A 17,130-nucleotide genomic window follows, 5' to 3' on the forward strand; every position below is an offset into this window, starting at 1 on the left:
AGGACTGTTGCTGAACTATGGCTGAAGATCAAAATCCGCCTGCTGACGAGCAGGACAAAAACAATAATGAGCGTAAGCGCCCGGGCAAAAAACCGTTAATTATCCTCGGCATTGTCGTGGTGGTGATGGTCGTCGTGGCGCTGGTCTGGTGGTTTTTAACCCGTAACGAAGAGACGACCGACGACGCCTTTACCGACGGCGACGTGGTGACGATTGCCCCGAAAACGGCAGGCTACGTCACCGAGCTGCGGGTGCGCGATAACCAGCGCGTGAAAAAAGGCGATCTGCTGGTGGTCATCGATCCGCGGGATACCACCGCGCAGCGCGATCAGGCTCAGGCCCAGCTTGGGCTGGCTATCGCGCAGCTGCACCAGGCCCAGGCGCAGCTCGCACTCTCCAAAGTGCAGTATCCCGCCCAGCGTGACGAAGCCAAAGCGCAGGTGCTGAAAGCGCAGGCCGATCTGGCGAACGCGCAGGCGGAGTATCGCCGCCAGCGCGGCGTCGATCCGCGGGCGACCACCCAGCAAAGTATTGATTCCGCGAACGCACAGCTGCGCAGCGCCCAGGCGGGTCTGGCCAGCGCCCAGGCGCAGCTGGAAGTGGCAGAGCAGGTACAGCTGCAAATCCGCCAGCAGGAAACCAACGTTGAAGCGCGCGAGCGTCAGGTCGAACAGGCCAAAGCGCAGCTGGAAACGGCCAATCTGAACCTCTCTTACACCGAAGTCCGCGCCCCGTTCGACGGGTTTGTCACCAAACGCAACGTGCAGCCCGGTACGCTGGTGCAGGCGGGAACGGCGCTGTTCTCGCTGGTTTCGCCGAACGTGTGGGTGGTGGCGAACTTCAAAGAGTCCCAGCTTGAGCGCATGAAGCCCGGCGATAAGGTCACCGTGTCGGTCGACGCGTGGCCGGATATGGCGCTTGAGGGCCACGTTGACAGTATCCAGCAGGGCAGCGGCTCGCGCTTCTCCGCCTTCCCGGCTGAAAATGCCACCGGTAACTTTGTCAAAATTGTGCAGCGCGTGCCGGTGAAAATCGTGATTGATAAGGGGCTCGATCCGAACAAACCGCTGCCGCTGGGGCTGTCGGTCGCGCCGAAGGTGACGGTGGAATGACGGATCACAGCCACGACAGCTGGAAGCCCGCCAGCAATCCGTGGGCGGTGGCGATTGTCGTCACCCTGGCGGTGTTTATGGAAATTCTGGACACCACCATCGTGAACGTGGCGCTGCCCCACGTGGCAGGTTCGCTCTCGTCCAGCTATGACGAATCCACCTGGGTATTAACCAGCTACCTGGTCGCGAACGGCATCGTGCTGCCCATCTCGGCGTTTCTGAGCCGGGTATTTGGCCGCAAGCAGTTCTTCCTGATCTGCATCGTCATGTTTACCGTCTGCTCGTTCCTCTGCGGCATCGCCACCGAGCTGTGGCAGATCATCCTGTTCCGCGTGATGCAGGGCTTTTTTGGCGGCGGGCTGCAGCCCACGCAGCAGTCGGTACTGCTCGACTACTTCAAGCCGGAGGACAGGGGCAAAGCGTTCGGCCTTTCCTCCATCGCGATTATTGTTGCACCGGTCCTCGGCCCGACGCTGGGGGGCTGGATCACCGACAACTACTCCTGGCGCTGGGTGTTCTTTATCAACATCCCGGTGGGGATTGTTACGGTGCTGGCGATCTACCAGCTGCTGGAAGATCCGCCGTGGGAGAGCAAGTCTAAAGAGAAGCTGACCATCGACTGGACGGGGATCGGCCTGATCGCTTTAGGGCTTGGCTGCCTGCAGGTGATGCTTGACCGGGGAGAAGATGAGGACTGGTTCTACTCGAACTTTATCCGTACCTTCGCGGTGTTAACGCTAATCGGCATTATCGGTGCCATTTACTGGCTGGTGTATGCCAAAAAGCCGGTGGTGGATCTGCACTGCATGAAGGACCGCAACTTTGCAATTTCCAGCCTGCTGATGGCGGGGATGGCGATGATTTTGTACGGCAGTTCGGTGGTGATCCCCCAGCTGGCGCAGCAGGATTTAGGCTATACCGCCACCTGGTCCGGGCTGGTGCTGTCGCCCGGGGCGGTGCTGATTGTATTAACGATCCCGCTGGTGCTGAAGCTGATGCCGGTGGTGCAGACGCGCTGGATTATCGCCTTTGGCTTTACCTGCCTGGCGGTGTCGTTCTTCTGGTCGCGCACGCTGACCCCGGATATCGACTTTGAAACCCTGGTGCTGTTCCGCAGCGCCCAGTCGCTGGGGCTGGGGTTCCTGTTTGTGCCCCTGACCACCATTGCCTTTATTTCGATTCCAAGACGGCTGAATGCCGACGCGGCGGCGCTGTTCACTATGTTCCGTAACGTCGCGGGCTCGGTCGGGATCTCGCTGTCGACGGCGGCCATCACCGAACGGTCTCAGGCGCATAGCGCGCACCTTGCGTACCACGCCTCGCCGTTTAACGAACAGTTTCAGCAGGCAATACGCGAAAGCGCCCATGCGATCCAGAACTTCACGACCCAGGTGGGCGATCCCACCGGGATTGCCACCGGACGCCTGTACCAGACCATGATCGAGCAGTCGCGCTTTTTGGCCTACATCGACGTCTTCACCCTTCTGAGCGCCGTGGCCTTGCTATTGATTCCGTTTTGTTTGTTGCTCTCGCCGGTTAAGAGCGAGGGGAGTGCAGGAGCACATTGATGATACACAGACGTTTACACCCCCTGATGATAATGATGCTGCTGGCAGGCTGCGCCGTCGGGCCGGACTATCAGCCGCCCGCGCCGCCTGCCGTGACGCACTGGAACGATAAGGGCGACAGCGGGGTAAAATCGCAGACGACCTCCGCCGCGACCAACCCGCGCTGGTGGAAGACCTTCGGCTCGCCGCAGCTCGACAGCCTGGTTGAGCGCGCCATCGCCGGAAACCTGACGCTGCAGCAGACGGTGCTGCGCATCGCCGGCGCGCGCGAGCAGATTAACCAGGCGGGCGGGGCGTTTTACCCGTCGGTGAACGGCAATCTGCAGGCGACGCGCCAGCAGCTCGGGCTGGAAGGGGAGCTGAAATCCCACGGCGTGTATGACCAGCTGGATAATGTCGATCCTGAGCTGCGGGGCGCGTTAGGCCCCCTGACGCAGCCGATCAACCTCTACCAGGGCAGCTTCGACGCCCAGTGGGAAATTGACCTCTGGGGCAAGGTGCGCCGACAGGTGGAAGCCGCCGAGGCGCAGCAGAAAGCGGCTATCGAGCAGCGTAACGACGCGCTGGTGTCGCTGGAGGCGGAAGTGGCGCGCGCGTGGCTCCAACTGCGCGGGGCGCAGAGTATTATCGCCACGCTGAACACCCAGATTAAAAGCGCGCAGCAGACGCTGGATCTGACCGAAAGCCGCCAGCGGGGCGGGCTTTCCCCGCAGATGGATGTAGAAAATGCGCGGGCACAGCTGGGTAACCTGGAGGCGCAGCTGCCGCAGTACCAGGCGCAGGCGCGGCAGGCGATGAACGGTCTGGCAATTCTCCTTGGCAAGCCGCCGGGTGCGCTCGATGCGGAGTTACAAAGCGTGCAGCCGATGCCCGCATTGCCGGATATCGTGCAAACCGGCATTCCGTCTGCGCTCGCGCGACGCCGTCCGGACGTGCGCGAAGCGGAGGCGAATCTTCATGCCGCCACGGCGCAGATTGGCGTCTCGGTGGCCCAGCTGTTCCCGAGTTTTACCCTCTCCGGGCAGTTTGGCCTGCGCAACAGTGAAACCAACTGGCTGACCGACTGGAGCAGCCACTTCTACAGCTTTGGCCCGCAGGTCTCCATTCCGATTTTCCAGGGCGGTCGACTGGTTTCCAGCGTGAAGGTGGCGCGCGCGCAGCAGGGAGCCGCGGTGCTGGACTATCGGCAGACGGTGCTCACCGCGCTCGGCGATGTCGAAAATGCGCTGGTGAGCTATCGCACCGACCAGCAGCGTGAAGCGGGCCTGGCGAAAACCATTGATGCCCTGCAAAACGCCTTTGACCTGGCGAGCGACAGCTATCGGCAGGGGATCGCCAGCTTTATCGACGTGCTGGACGCCCAGCGGCAGCTGGCGCAGGCCCAGCAGCAGCGCGCGCAGGCGCAGGTGCAAAGCGCACTCGATCTGGTGGCGCTCTACAAGGCGCTCGGCGGCGGCTGGGAGCCGTATCAGCAGGTGCAGCTGCCGGACTACAGCGTCTTTGGCGACGCCCCGCGCGGATAAATATTCAGAGGATTGGGCAAGAAACGGACAGGAACGCCACATTCGCGATGGCAGAGGGGCGGGTATAACTAACAGACACCCAATCGACATGCGAGGAAAGCGTTATGCGTTATCAAAAACTGGGCAATACCGGACTGTTCGTTTCTGAACTCTGCCTCGGCACCATGACGTTCGGCGGTGAAGGCGGCATGTGGGGCAAGATTGGCCAGCTCCAGCAAAATGAAGCCGAGCAGCTGGTGGGCCGCGCGCTGGACGCGGGCATCAACTTTATCGACACCGCCGACGTCTACTCGGAAGGCCGTTCGGAGGCGATCCTCGGGCAGGCGCTGAAAAACCTGAACGTTCCGCGCGAGAACGTGGTCGTCGCCACCAAAGTGTTCGGCGAAACCGGAACGGCAGGAGTGAACTCGCGCGGCAGCTCGCGCTATCACATCATCAGCAGCGTGAAGGAGAGCCTGCGCCGCCTGCAGCTGGATCATATCGATCTCTATCAACTGCACGGCTTCGACCCGGCCACGCCGATTGAAGAGACGCTGTATGCGCTGGATAACCTGGTGCAGCACGGCCACGTGCGCTATATCGGCGTCTCGAACTGGGCGGCGTGGCAGATTGCCAAAGCGCTGGGTATTTCCGAGCGCCTCGGGCTGGCGCGCTTCGCATCCCTCCAGGCGTATTACACCATCGCCGGACGCGATCTTGAGCGCGAGCTGGTCCCCATGATGCAGAGCGAAGGCGTCGGGCTGATGGTCTGGAGCCCGCTGGCGGGCGGCCTGCTGAGCGGAAAATATGGCCGCGACGGGCAGAGCGAAGCCGGTAGCCGCCGTCTGGAGTTTGACTTCCCGCCGGTGAACAAAGAGCGCGCCTTTGACTGCGTGGACGTGATGCGCGTGATTGCCGAAAGCAAGGGCGTCTCTGTCGCGCAAATCGCGCTGGCGTGGCTGCTGCACCAGAAGGCGGTGACCAGCGTCATCATTGGCGCGAAACGCGTTGAGCAGCTGGACGACAACATTGCCGCCACCGGGATCCTCCTCAGCGAAGACGAGCTTAAGCAGCTGGATGCGGTGAGCGCGCTGCCGCGCGAGTATCCGGGCTGGATGCTGGAGCGTCAGGGGGAGTATCGCCGTAATCAGCTCGCGCAACAGTAACACTCCGCATCAGGTAATTTTTAAATTTGTTTGACCATCGGTACAGAAATCGGCAAAAGCGGCTTATTTCACTGAGCACGCTTTTGCCGATTCAACGATGGGCTGTGGTGGGAATCAGCAACCGTCTTTGCAGGTTGCCGCTGGGTTTTGCTCAAGGATTCTTACCAGCAGGGCTCGGGGTTCTCTCACGACATCTGTTCCAACTGACAGTACTTTGCCGTCCCGCTCTGCTGAATACTTCGCGACAACATCACCGAATGCATTTCGCTGCAGGGCGACCTCTTGTCCTGCTTTTACCGTGTCGCCGGGTTTAACGAAAACTTCCGCAAACCCGCCCGTGGTCGCTCGTATTGAACTGATCGCATTACCAATATACGTTTTATTGCTGATGGCGGTTGCGCCGATTTTGCCTTCAATCACCTTGTAATGAATCAGTACATTGAGGGCACCCTCTACACCCCTGGCAATCATATCCTGCTGGTAAATCCTCGGCTCTCCCGTCTCGGCCGTTATCGCCGGGATACCATTTTGAATAAAGGTTGTCTCCATTGAGCCGGCTTCGCCGGGATCTTTCTTAATTTGATCGGCCGGAAAAAGTTCTGCAATCGTCCGGGCATCCGCATTGCGGTAGTCGGCATAAATGAACAGCGGATAAGCCGTTCCGGTAGACTGGGTGTGATAGTCAATCGCCAGGTCGACATTTCCCTTGTAAACCTTATTCCACATCATCCATGCCTGACGCTCGGCAGGGTTACCCGTTTCTTTTCCTGGATGCACGCGGTTGTAGTCGATCGTCTCGCCCCCATCGGTTGAAACGGACCATGTCCGGGAGACCCTTTCAAGTCCAGAACGGTTTGGACCTATAATGCCAATAACGCTGCCGTTCATTTTTGCGGGGTCCAGTTGTTCCATCACTTTTTGTACGATGCGCACTCCGTTTAGCTCATCCCCGTGGACGCCCGCCTGCAGCAGAACGTTCTTCCCGTCCGTTTTGCCTTTTGCCACCATGATGGGGACATACCAGCGCTGTCCTGTTCCTGTCTCAACCCCCTCGAACATGAAGCGATGTTGTCCTGCTGTCAGGTCTGATACATCCAGAGTCGAGATAACCGGCACCCCCTGCACCTTATCACCCGTATACACCGTTGCCGCGTGAGTCATTGAGCATGGCAACGCTAAGCTGAGAGCGAATGCGATACGGCTAGTAGATATCTTCATGAGCGTCATTTTCCATTTGATAGGGTTGAGATTTTTATTTTTCGGCCTGGGCCGTGGTTCGTGCTCATTAAGTTAATAGTGATTTTATGAGGCCAGCCAGCGGCACGATCGGGAAATGTGATTTTGCATAGGCTAACGCACCGGCCTCAATAACAGGGTTTGCGCGATTCATTTTTCCTGCCCGGCGTCTTCTTTCTAACCTACCTCACAAAAAACGATCCTCCACTTTGATCGACATGCCATCTTCGCCTATATGACTAGTCATGAAATTTTAAATGACTAGTCATATAGGGAGGAAACATGAGCAATCAGCTGCCGTCCAACTTTTTATGGGGCAACTCGGTATCGAGCATGCAGACGGAAGGGGCCTGGAACGAGGGCGGGAAGGGGATGTCGGTGTACGACATTCGTGAGGCTGGGGAGAACATCTCCGACTGGAAAGTGGCGACCGACTCCTACCATCGCTACCGGGAAGATTTCGACCTGATGCAGGATCTGGGCATGAACTGCTACCGCTTCCAGATCTCCTGGAGCCGCGTCTGTCCGCAGGGTGACGGCGCGTTCAACGACGAGGGCATCGCGTTTTACGACCGCTTTATTGACGATCTCATCGCCCGCGGTATTGAGCCGATGATCTGCCTCTACCACTTCGATATGCCGCTGGCGCTGGCGCAGGAGTACAACGGCTTTAATGACCGCCGCGTAATGGACGCCTTTATCCGCTACGGTAAAAAGATGATCGACTGCTTTGGCGACCGCGTGAAGTACTGGCTAACCTTCAACGAGCAGAACATCTTCCATATGCCGGAAGCGTTTCGTATTTCCGGCTACATGAAAGGCGATCAAACCCTGCGCGAGCTGTACGAGCTGCAGCATCACACCATGGTGGCGCACATGGCGTTGACCGAATACCTGCACCAGACAAAACCGGGCCAGCTGATGGGCGGCATGCTGGCGCACCAGCTGGTTTACCCGGCCACCTGCAAACCGCGCGATATCTTCTGCGCCCAGCAGTATGACGAGTTCCTCAACCAGAACCTGCTGCGCGTCTTTGCCGGGCAGGGCTACAGCCCGGCGGTGATGGCGGTGGTGGAGCAGGAAGGCTTTGGTGATATCTACCGCGCCGAAGATTTAGCGCTACTGGCGCGCACCAGAAACGACTATATGGCCTTTAGCTACTACGCCAGCAAAACGCTGGACAGCGATGCGATCCCGGAAGGCACGCCGGTCAACTATTACCTGCTGCACGGCGAGAAAAATAACCCCTACCTGAAAGCCACCGAGTGGAACTGGCAGATCGACCCGCTCGGTTTTCGCACCATCATTACCCGCTACGCCAACGACTGGCGCATGCCGGTGTTCCCGATTGAAAACGGCATTGGCGTGATTGAGTCCTGGGATGGCGTCAACCCCATCGAGGATACCTACCGCATCGACTACCACCGGGCGCACATCGAGGCGATGAAAGCGGCGATATTCGAGGATGGGGCAGAGGTCATGGGCTACCTCGGCTGGGGGTTAATCGACATTCTCAGCTCCCAGGGCGACATGCGTAAGCGCTACGGCGTGGTCTACGTCAACCGGGAAAACCACGACCTGAAAGACCTCAGGCGCGTGCCGAAGAAGAGCTACGCGTGGTTAAAACAGGTTATCCATACCAACGGACGCGAGATGTAAGCCGTACGCTGCCGGGCCGTTTTTGTGACTGATTGATGGGAACTATCCGCTATGTCTGAAACAAAAATCACACCGCATATGCAGTCCTTTGTCGATAAGTTTGTCGAGTTCTCGGCGCGCCTGGCAAACCAGGTGCACCTGCGCTCCCTGCGCGACGCCTTCGCCACGGTGATGCCGATTTTCATCCTCGCTGGCCTGGCGGTGCTGGTGAACAATGTGGTGTTTCCGTGGATTTTTCACGGCGATACGCTGGCACACTTCAAAGTGTGGGGCGAGGCGATTATCAACGGCACGCTTAACATCGCCGCGCTGCTGCTGGCCCCGATGATCGCCTGGTCACTGGCGCGCAACAAAGATTTCGACAACCCGGTTTCGGCAGTGGTTATCGCCGTCAGCAGTTTTATCATCATGATGCCGATGCGCTTACAGGTTACGCCCGTTGGCAGCGACGCTGCGGTGAACGTCACGCAGGTGCTGACCTTCGCCAATATCGGCTCCACCGGGATTTTCGCCGGGGTGCTGATTGGGCTGCTCTCAACGGAAGTGTTTATCGCGATTTCGCGCCTGAAGGCGCTGCACATATCGCTCGGGGAAAATGTGCCCCCAGCGGTCAGCAAATCCTTTACCGCGCTGATCCCGACGATCCTCACGCTCTCCCTGTTCGCGGTGCTGGCGGCCGTGCTGGCAAACGTGCTGCACACGGATCTGATCCATCTCATTACCACCTTTATCCAGCAGCCGCTGCGGCTGATCAACACCAGCCTGCCGGGGACGATTTTCATCTACAGTTTCGGCAACTTTCTGTTCACGCTCGGTATCCATCAGTCGGTGGTCAACAGCGTGGTGCTGGAGCCGTTTCTGCTGATCAACACCAACGAGAACATGCTGGCCTTCGCCAACGGCCAGCCCATTCCGCACATCATCAACAACATCTTCGTGCCGACGTTTGGCATGGTGGGCGGAACCGGCAGCACGATCTCGCTGCTGATCGCCATCTTTATCTTCTCCCGACAGCAGTCGGCGAAGCAGGTAGCGCGTCTGTCGCTGGCGCCGGGCTTATTCAACATCAACGAGCCGGTGATCTTCGGCCTGCCGATTGTCTTTAACCTGCCGCTAATGATCCCGTTTGTGCTGTTGCCCGCCATCGGCATTTACTTCGCCTGGCTTTGTACCACGCTGGGATTCATGTCGCGCTGCGTGGTGATGATCCCGTGGACCACGCCGCCGATTCTCAGCGCCTGGCTGGCGACGGCAGGGGACTGGCGGGCGGTGGTAGTGCAGTTGGCAATCATTGTATTTGGTGTATTCTTCTACCTGCCTTTCCTCAAGATTGCCGAGCGAGTGGCGTTGAAAAACAGCGGGATAGAAAACTAACTGTAAGGAAGGACGATGGCGGCGAAGTACATCACCATAGCGCGGGAAATCAAGAAACGCATTATCAGCCAGCAGTACGCCGCCAATGAACCGCTCCCGGACCAGTTTGCGCTGGCGGCGGAGTTCAGCACCAGCCGGATGACCATCCAGCAGGCGATGCGTCAGCTGATCGTCGAAGGGCTGGTCTACACCCGCCAGGGGCAAGGGACGTTCATCCGCAAAAACTTCCTCCAGCTCTCGCAGTGGGATCTCTCCGGCAGCGACTATTTCGGTGCCACCAAAACCTGGGAACATCTGGGCACGGTTACCAGCCAGGTGGTGCATTTTGAACTGCGCTTCCCGAACGAAAAAGAGCAGGCGTCGCTGATGATTAACGCCGATGCGCCCGTCTATGACTTTATTCGTCTGCGCTTATTAAACGGCGAACCCATGTCGCTGGATTCCACGGTGATGCCGATGAATCTGGTGCCGGGCCTGACGAAAAGCCATCTTGAAGGTTCGGTGTTTCAGTACGTTCAGGAAACCCTGGGGCTGAAAATTATGGGGTCATATCGGGTGGTGCGGGCGCTTAAGCCCAGCGCGCTGGACAGGGAGCATCTGGTCTGTGAGGAAACCGATCCGGTGCTGGAGGTGGAGCAGGTCATTTATCTGGAGGACGGCACCGCGCTGGAGTATGCCCACTGCCACTATCGGTACGACCACGGCGGGATTGTTATCGTGAATAACGGATAAAAAAAAGCGGGCCTTGAAGCCCGCTTTTTTAATGCGCGTGATTAATTCAGACGCACCGGCATACCGGAACGGTTCTGAATCGCCTGGTCGACGATGGTGGTTTCCACGTCAGGCTGAGAGGTCACGGACTGCACCGCGCTGTTCAGCGTAATCGGCACGATCTCGTTGTTGTTGATCTGGTCTTCGCTGGTGGACAGCGGGTTGTGCACTTCGATGTAGCGGCTGCCGTCTGGCTCAGACGTCGCTTTCACCGGTTCGTTGATGAACTGCACGCGCGTACCGACCGGCACGTTTTCGAACAGGAACTTGATATCGTCGTTACGCAGACGCACGCAGCCGTGGCTTACGCGCAGACCGATACCGAAGTTGGCGTTGGTGCCGTGAATCGCGTACAGACGACCAATGTACAGGGCATACAGACCCATCGGGTTATCCGGGCCGGCTGGCACAACGGCTGGCAGCGGTTCGCCCGCAGCGATGTATTCCGCGTGCATTTTGGCGGTTGGGGTCCAGGTTGGGCCCGCTTTCTTACGTTCAACTTTGGTGGTCCAGTTCAGCGGGGTGTCTTTACCCAGCTGGCCGATACCGATTGGCAGCACGATAACGGTGTTGGTGCCTTTCGGGTAGTAATACAGACGCATTTCGGCGCTGTTGATCACGATACCTTCATGAACGGTATCCGGCAGGATCAGCTGCTGAGGAATATTCAGCACGGTACCTGCTTTTGGCAGATACGGGTCAACGCCCGGGTTCGCTTCCAGCATGTTAGACAGGCCCAGCTGGTACTGCGCGGCGAAATACTCCAGCGGCTGAGAGTTACCCTCAGGCACCGTCACCACCTGGTTTTGACCCACCAGACGGCTTCCGTCGGTCGGCAGGGGATACGTCACCGCAGACGCGGTCTTACAAAAACCTACTACGGCTAACGCCGCCGCAAAAAGCGCTGTTAATTTCATGTTCATGTTGTGCGAGGTATCTAAGCCATTCAGGCGATGAGTTGATAAGTCTGAATCTGTGATGGGAGCGCATTATATGTGCATTCCCGCTAACAGGGAATTCAGATGTGTACGAAATCACATTTTTTTCGATTTTGTTAAAGTTTAGTGGATTGCCGCAACACGGGATCTCAATTCGGAATTGTGGCATAATGCCGTGTTTATCACACTTTTCGCAGGAATCTCCCCGTGTTAGTTACCAGCAACGTCACTATGCAGTTTGGCAGTAAGCCGCTGTTCGAAAACATTTCCGTCAAATTTGGCGGCGGCAACCGTTACGGCCTGATTGGCGCCAACGGTAGCGGAAAATCCACCTTCATGAAGATCCTTGGCGGCGATCTGGAGCCGACCCTCGGCAACGTCTCGCTCGACCCTAACGAGCGTATCGGTAAGCTGCGTCAGGATCAGTTCGCCTTCGAAGAGTTCACCGTGCTGGACACCGTGATCATGGGGCACGCGGAGCTGTGGGAAGTGAAGCAGGAGCGCGATCGCATCTACGCGCTGGCCGAAATGAGCGAAGAAGATGGCTATAAGGTGGCCGATCTGGAAACGCAGTACGGCGAGATGGACGGTTACTCTGCGGAAGCGCGTGCGGGCGAGCTGCTGCTGGGCGTCGGCATTCCGGTTGAACAGCATTACGGCCCGATGAGCGAAGTCGCGCCAGGCTGGAAGCTGCGTGTGCTGCTGGCTCAGGCGCTGTTCTCTAACCCGGACATCCTGCTGCTCGACGAACCGACGAACAACCTGGACATCGACACCATCCGCTGGCTGGAGCAGACGCTCAACGACCGCGACAGCACCATGATCATCATCTCGCACGACCGTCACTTCCTGAACATGGTCTGTACGCACATGGCGGATCTGGACTACGGCGAGCTGCGCGTCTATCCGGGCAACTACGACGAATACATGACGGCGGCCACCCAGGCGCGCGAGCGTCTGCTGGCGGACAATGCCAAGAAGAAAGCGCAGATTGCGGACCTGCAGTCCTTTGTTAGCCGCTTCAGCGCTAACGCCTCTAAGTCGCGTCAGGCGACCTCGCGCGCGCGTCAGATCGACAAAATCAAGCTGGAAGAGGTTAAAGCCTCCAGCCGTCAGAACCCGTTCATCCGCTTCGAGCAGGACAAGAAGCTGTTCCGTAACGCGCTGGAAGTGGAGGCCCTTACCAAAGGCTTCGATGAAGGCCCGCTGTTTAAAAACTTCAACCTGCTGCTGGAAGTGGGCGAGAAGATTGCCATTCTGGGCGCCAACGGCGTGGGTAAATCCACCATGCTGAAAACCCTGGTCGGCGAACTGCAGCCGGACAACGGCACCGTGAAATGGTCCGAGAACGCGCAGATTGGCTACTACGCGCAGGATCATGAGTACGAATTCGAAAATGACCTCACCGTCTTCGACTGGATGAGCCAGTGGAAGCAGGAAGGCGACGACGAGCAGGCGGTGCGCAGCATCCTGGGCCGTCTGCTGTTCAGCCAGGACGACATCAAAAAGCCTGCTAAAGTGCTCTCCGGTGGCGAGAAAGGCCGCATGCTGTTCGGCAAGCTGATGATGGAAAAACCAAACATCCTGGTGATGGACGAACCGACTAACCACCTGGACATGGAATCGATCGAATCGCTGAACATGGCGCTGGAGATGTATCAGGGCACCCTGATCTTCGTCTCTCACGACCGTGAGTTCGTCAGCTCGCTGGCAACCCGCGTGATCGAGATTACGCCAGAGCGCGTGGTGGACTTCACCGGTAACTACGAAGATTACCTGCGCAGCAAAGGTATCGACGGCTAAAAAAAAGCCCGGTGGCGCTTCGCTTACCGGGCCTACGGGTGACTTTGTAGGCCGGGTAAGGCGAAGCCGCCACCCGGCAATGTTCAGAGCACCCACTCACTCCTTTCAACCCCGTTCACCCGCAGCGTACGTTTTTCCCCCGCCGGTAATGATACCTTCAGCGCCTTCCATGCCGGACAATAGTCGCCGCGCGCGTTCACCTTCAGGTTGATGGTTGCGCCGTCGCACACCATCTCCCATTCCACCCACAGCGCATTGCCGTTCAGGTAGCCCCAGCTTTCACCGTCGTCTTCAAACAGCAGCCCCGTGGTTGTGCCCACGCCTTTCACCGGGAACAGCTTCAGCTCGCGGGTCGTATCTTTTTCGGCACTCACATGCGTGATGCGCTCGCTGAGCGGCAGACCGGCCCCGGCGCGCACCAGCAGCGGCAGTTTTTCCAGCGGCGCATCCAGGGCGATGGATTGTCCGCCCGCATACCACGCGTGGGTGTAAAAATCGTACCAGCCCGTTTCGTTATCCGGCAGCCAGACGCGGCGCTCGCGCTGCCCGGCTTCGACGACGCTGGCGACCAGCAGGTCGCGGCCCAGCAGGAAGTCGTCGCACTCTTTGAAGGTTTGCGCGTCGTGCTCGTGGTCGAGGAAGGTCGGGCGCAGCATCGGCTCGTCGTCGGCGTGCGCCTGCCAGAGCAGGGTGTAGAGATACGGCAGCAGGCGGTAGCGCAGCTCAATCGCGCCGCGAATGGCAGGCGTGACGCCCGGATACATCCACGGCTCGTTCACCGTGTGGTCATCGTTCCACGAGTGAATGGTAAAGCGCGGGTGCATCACGCCGTTCTGCACCCAGCGCACGAACAGCTCGGCGTCCGGCTTGTCGCCGGAGAAACCGCCGACGTCGTGCCCGACGTTGAACAGCCCGGACAGGCTCATGCCCAGCCCCATGCGGATGTTATAGCGCAGGGTGTCCCAGTTGGTGCGGTTGTCGCCGCTCCAGGTCTGGACGTAGCGCTGCATCCCGGCGCAGCCGGAGCGGGAGATCAGATACGGACGCTTTTCCGGCGCAAAGCGCTGCTGCGCTTCCAGCGAGGCGCGCATCATCAGCAGCGGCATCACCGGGCGAATATGTTTGATGGCGATCTCCTTGCCGAAGCCAAAGCAGCGGGCTTCCCCGTCCCACACTTCATATTCGTTATTGTCGTTCCAGGTGGAGTCGATGCCCATCTCCAGCAGCTGCGTGGTGACGCCGTTCTGCCACCACTGCACCGTTTGCGGGTTGGTAAAGTCGAGGTGTGAGCCTTCGTCATCCCAGAAGCTGGAGCGTTCGGGTGCATCGGTTTCTGAATCGCGAATGAACAGCCCGCGTTCCGCCACTTCGCTGTAGCGCGGATGGTCCTGCAGCAGGCACGGCTTGATGTTCGCCGCAAGCTTCATTCCCGCGTCGTGGAAGGCCTGGCTCATCACCTTCGGCTGCGGCACCTTGTCATAGTTCCAGTTGAAAACGTAGCGCTTGTCGTTGATGGAGGTATAGCCAGACGAAAGCTGGAACGAGTCGCACGGAATGGCGTGCTCTTCGCACAGGCGAATAAAGTTCATCAGCTGATTCTGCGCGTCCGGCGCGTCGGTGTAGTGCATGGTTGAGCCGCTGTAGCCCAGGCTCCATTTCGGTCCGAACAGCGTTTTTCCGGTCAGGCGAACAAAGGCTTTAGTGACGTCCAGCACGCGTCTGCCGGTAAAGAGGTAGTAGTCGATATCGCCCGCTTCCGCCTGCCAGCGGCGATAGGCGGTGTGGTAGTTGTCGATCTCGTTACCCAGATCCAGCCAGCAGCTGCTCAGGTTGTCGTAGAACAGGCCGTAGCTCACGTCGTCGCGGCGGGTGAGGGTGAACGGAATGTGCTTGTACAGCGGATCGGTGCTGGCGGCGTTGTATCCCATCGCGTCGAGGTTGCGCATCTCGTAGCGTTTACCGTTGCGCTGCAGATCGCCCGCTTTCTCACCCAGGCCGTAGAAACGCTCGTCCTTGCGGCGGCTCAGGTAGTGCGCCACGCCGTCGCCGTGGGCGTTCAGCAGGTAGGCGCTGGTGGGGCGGTCGTTGACCAGCGGCTGCCACTCGCCCGCGTCATTGCGGTAGTGCCACTCCAGCCACAGCGGCTGGTGCACGGTGACGCGCAGCTGTTCGGTTGCCACGGTTAACGTGTCGTCCTGCTGCGTCAGCATCCAGGCCGGGCAGGTGAAGCCGCTCAGATCGTCACGACGGCGACCTTCCCACGGCACGTCTTGTTCCGGGGCGATACTCCAGGTGCGGTCCAGCGCCAGCTCGCCTTTGCGTTTGATCAGCACGCGGAACAGGTTCTCTTCCAGCACATACAGGCACAGACGGTGCTGGTTATCGACCAGCAGTTCAAGATGGTTTGCCGACTGCGTATCAACGGTCCAGTTTTTCAGGGTTTTCATATGCAATACATCCACTATCAGGCGCGCTTGGCGCGACGTTCAGCAATAAATGCTACCAGGAAGAGAGCGCCAATCAGGTCAAAGAAGCCCATGGCGATAAAGAGCGGGTTAAAGCCGATTTTGTCGGCGGTCACACCGATTAACAGCGAGAACAGGAAGCTGGCGATCCACGCCGCCGAGCCGCGCATGCCGTTGACGGTCGCCATCTGGCCTTTGTCGAACGACTCCACGACCAGGGCGCTCAGCATGCAGGAGATGATCTGGTGCCCGAAGCCGCCGATGGAGATCAGCACGATGGTGATATACGGGTCGCGGGTAATGGCCACGATGGCCAGCGAGATCATCAGGAACGCGCCCGTCACGGAGCTGGCGACGACAGAGTTCACGCGGGAGCAGCCGAACAGACGGGTGTACAGACGCGTCAGGTAGCCGCTTGCCACGCTGCCGAGGTCGGCGGCGAGGAACGGCAGCCAGGCAAACATCGCAATCTGCTTCAGGTCCATGCCGTGCTCTTTGGCAAGATACAGCGGCACCCAGAAGCTCAGCACCGCCCAGGCCGGTTCCGCCATAAAGGCCGGGATGGCGATACCGTAGAAGCGTTTGTTCTTCGAGACGGTTTTCAGCGCGGTCAGGAAGGGCAGTTTGACGGCAGGCGGTTCGTTATCCTGCTTGATAAACGCCAGCTCGTCCTTGCTCAGGTTCGGGTGCTGCTCGGGGTTGTGGTAGAACGCCCACCAGAGGATCACCCACAGCAGCGCCAGCACGCCGGTAAACATAAACGCCCCCTGCCAGCCGAACGAGGCGTGAGCAAAGTAGATGATAGGCGGAGCCAGCATTGCGCCGATGGAGAAGCCCACGCCCGCCCAGCCGGCGGCAACGGGACGCTCTGATTTCGGGAACCATTCGCCGATGGTTTTGGCGTTCGCCGGGGTGGCGGCGGCCTCTGAAGCCCCCATAAAGAAGCGCAGAATCGCCAGGTGCAGCCAGCTTCCGGCGCCCGCGTGGAAGATACACATCAGCGCCCAGATCCCGGCGCAGACCATAAAGCCAATCTTCAGGCCAATGACGTCAATCAGCCAGCCGCACAGGGGCTGGAAAATGGTATAGGCGATCTGAAACGCGCCGACGATCCAGGAGTATTGCTCGGTGGTGATCCCGAGGCTCTCTTTTAGCTCCGGAGCGAGAATACCTAAGGAATTTCGGGTGATGTAGTTAACGGTGACGCCCAGCAAAAACAGCACCAGCACGTACCAGCGCAGGTTCTTGATGACGCGACGGGTTTTGCTTGTCGCAACGGTGTTATTGATGTCCTGACTCATTTTACTCTCCACAAGACGGACGGTAAGGGGACGGAGGTTCAGGTGTCACACAGATTGTTATGCCTTTGATTTCTATCCGCTTATAATGCTTAAGTTGCTATACAACTAGTATGGAAGCTGTGTGACAAGTTCACCTTAAGGAAGAAAATGAGTGGGCAAAAGTGGATTTTGTGCAAAATTTCTCATAACCGACGAAAACACTCTGGCATGATGGCATTCATGCCAGTTATTGCCT

At 58.6% G+C, this 17,130-nt stretch carries 12 protein-coding genes; 8 read left to right on the forward strand and 4 right to left on the reverse strand.

The genetic code is table 11. The features are described from left to right. Positions 1–17: 17 nt before the first annotated feature. The 4 genes from BFV67_RS06520 to BFV67_RS06535 all read left to right on the forward strand — a co-directional run bounded on the left by BFV67_RS06520 (position 18) and on the right by BFV67_RS06535 (position 5,348). Positions 18–1,112 carry an HlyD family secretion protein gene (locus BFV67_RS06520; protein WP_021240968.1) on the forward strand — a complete coding sequence of 365 codons (1,095 nt, stop codon included), beginning with the start codon at positions 18–20 and terminating at the stop codon, positions 1,110–1,112. Then, positions 1,109–2,680, forward strand: a complete 1,572-nt coding sequence (locus BFV67_RS06525; RefSeq protein ID WP_069598025.1) for a DHA2 family efflux MFS transporter permease subunit — start codon at positions 1,109–1,111, stop codon at positions 2,678–2,680. Before BFV67_RS06520 ends, BFV67_RS06525 begins: the two co-directional genes overlap by 4 nt. Then, on the forward strand, positions 2,680–4,203 hold the full coding sequence (locus BFV67_RS06530; protein ID WP_069598026.1) for an efflux transporter outer membrane subunit: 1,524 nt from the start codon (positions 2,680–2,682) through the stop codon (positions 4,201–4,203). The genes BFV67_RS06525 and BFV67_RS06530 overlap by 1 nt, the downstream gene beginning before the upstream one ends. A gap of 104 nt (positions 4,204–4,307) precedes the next feature. After that, positions 4,308–5,348 (forward strand): aldo/keto reductase, encoded by a 1,041-nt coding sequence (locus tag BFV67_RS06535; protein ID WP_069598027.1) that lies wholly within the window; start codon positions 4,308–4,310, stop codon positions 5,346–5,348. 114 nt (positions 5,349–5,462) lie between these two features. Here BFV67_RS06535 and BFV67_RS06540 read toward each other — a convergent pair whose 3' ends face one another. Then, positions 5,463–6,566 (reverse strand): succinylglutamate desuccinylase/aspartoacylase family protein, encoded by a 1,104-nt coding sequence (locus BFV67_RS06540; protein ID WP_058654710.1) that lies wholly within the window; start codon positions 6,564–6,566, stop codon positions 5,463–5,465. A gap of 300 nt (positions 6,567–6,866) precedes the next feature. Between BFV67_RS06540 and BFV67_RS06545 the strand changes: the two genes are divergently transcribed. Genes BFV67_RS06545 through BFV67_RS06555 form a run of 3 tightly spaced genes read left to right on the forward strand, consistent with a single transcriptional unit; the run spans position 6,867 to position 10,349 of the window. Beyond that, a complete protein-coding gene (locus BFV67_RS06545) occupies positions 6,867–8,243 on the forward strand; it encodes a glycoside hydrolase family 1 protein (protein ID WP_069598028.1) in 1,377 nt (458 codons plus the stop codon). Positions 8,244–8,294: 51 nt separating this feature from the next. Beyond that, positions 8,295–9,617, forward strand: a complete 1,323-nt coding sequence (locus tag BFV67_RS06550) for a PTS sugar transporter subunit IIC (protein ID WP_023292937.1) — start codon at positions 8,295–8,297, stop codon at positions 9,615–9,617. 15 nt (positions 9,618–9,632) lie between these two features. Next, positions 9,633–10,349: a GntR family transcriptional regulator gene (locus tag BFV67_RS06555; protein ID WP_021240962.1), complete on the forward strand. Its 717-nt coding sequence runs from the start codon at positions 9,633–9,635 to the stop codon at positions 10,347–10,349. 41 nt (positions 10,350–10,390) lie between these two features. Here the strand turns inward: BFV67_RS06555 and ldtB are convergent, their stop codons facing one another. Further along, positions 10,391–11,311 carry a L,D-transpeptidase gene (ldtB, locus tag BFV67_RS06560; RefSeq protein ID WP_044596939.1) on the reverse strand — a complete coding sequence of 307 codons (921 nt, stop codon included), beginning with the start codon at positions 11,309–11,311 and terminating at the stop codon, positions 10,391–10,393. A gap of 222 nt (positions 11,312–11,533) precedes the next feature. Between ldtB and BFV67_RS06565 the strand changes: the two genes are divergently transcribed. Next, positions 11,534–13,129: an ABC-F family ATPase gene (locus BFV67_RS06565; RefSeq protein WP_008501187.1), complete on the forward strand. Its 1,596-nt coding sequence runs from the start codon at positions 11,534–11,536 to the stop codon at positions 13,127–13,129. Between the two features lie 83 nt (positions 13,130–13,212). Here BFV67_RS06565 and BFV67_RS06570 read toward each other — a convergent pair whose 3' ends face one another. Continuing rightward, positions 13,213–15,576, reverse strand: coding sequence for a glycoside hydrolase family 31 protein (locus BFV67_RS06570; RefSeq protein WP_069598029.1), 2,364 nt, complete (start codon positions 15,574–15,576; stop codon positions 13,213–13,215). Between the two features lie 17 nt (positions 15,577–15,593). After that, a complete protein-coding gene (locus BFV67_RS06575; RefSeq protein WP_045909413.1) occupies positions 15,594–16,895 on the reverse strand; it encodes an MFS transporter in 1,302 nt (433 codons plus the stop codon). Positions 16,896–17,130 lie beyond the last annotated feature (235 nt).

The organism is Enterobacter roggenkampii, assembly GCF_001729805.1.
In the GTDB taxonomy this organism is placed as follows: domain Bacteria; phylum Pseudomonadota; class Gammaproteobacteria; order Enterobacterales; family Enterobacteriaceae; genus Enterobacter; species Enterobacter roggenkampii.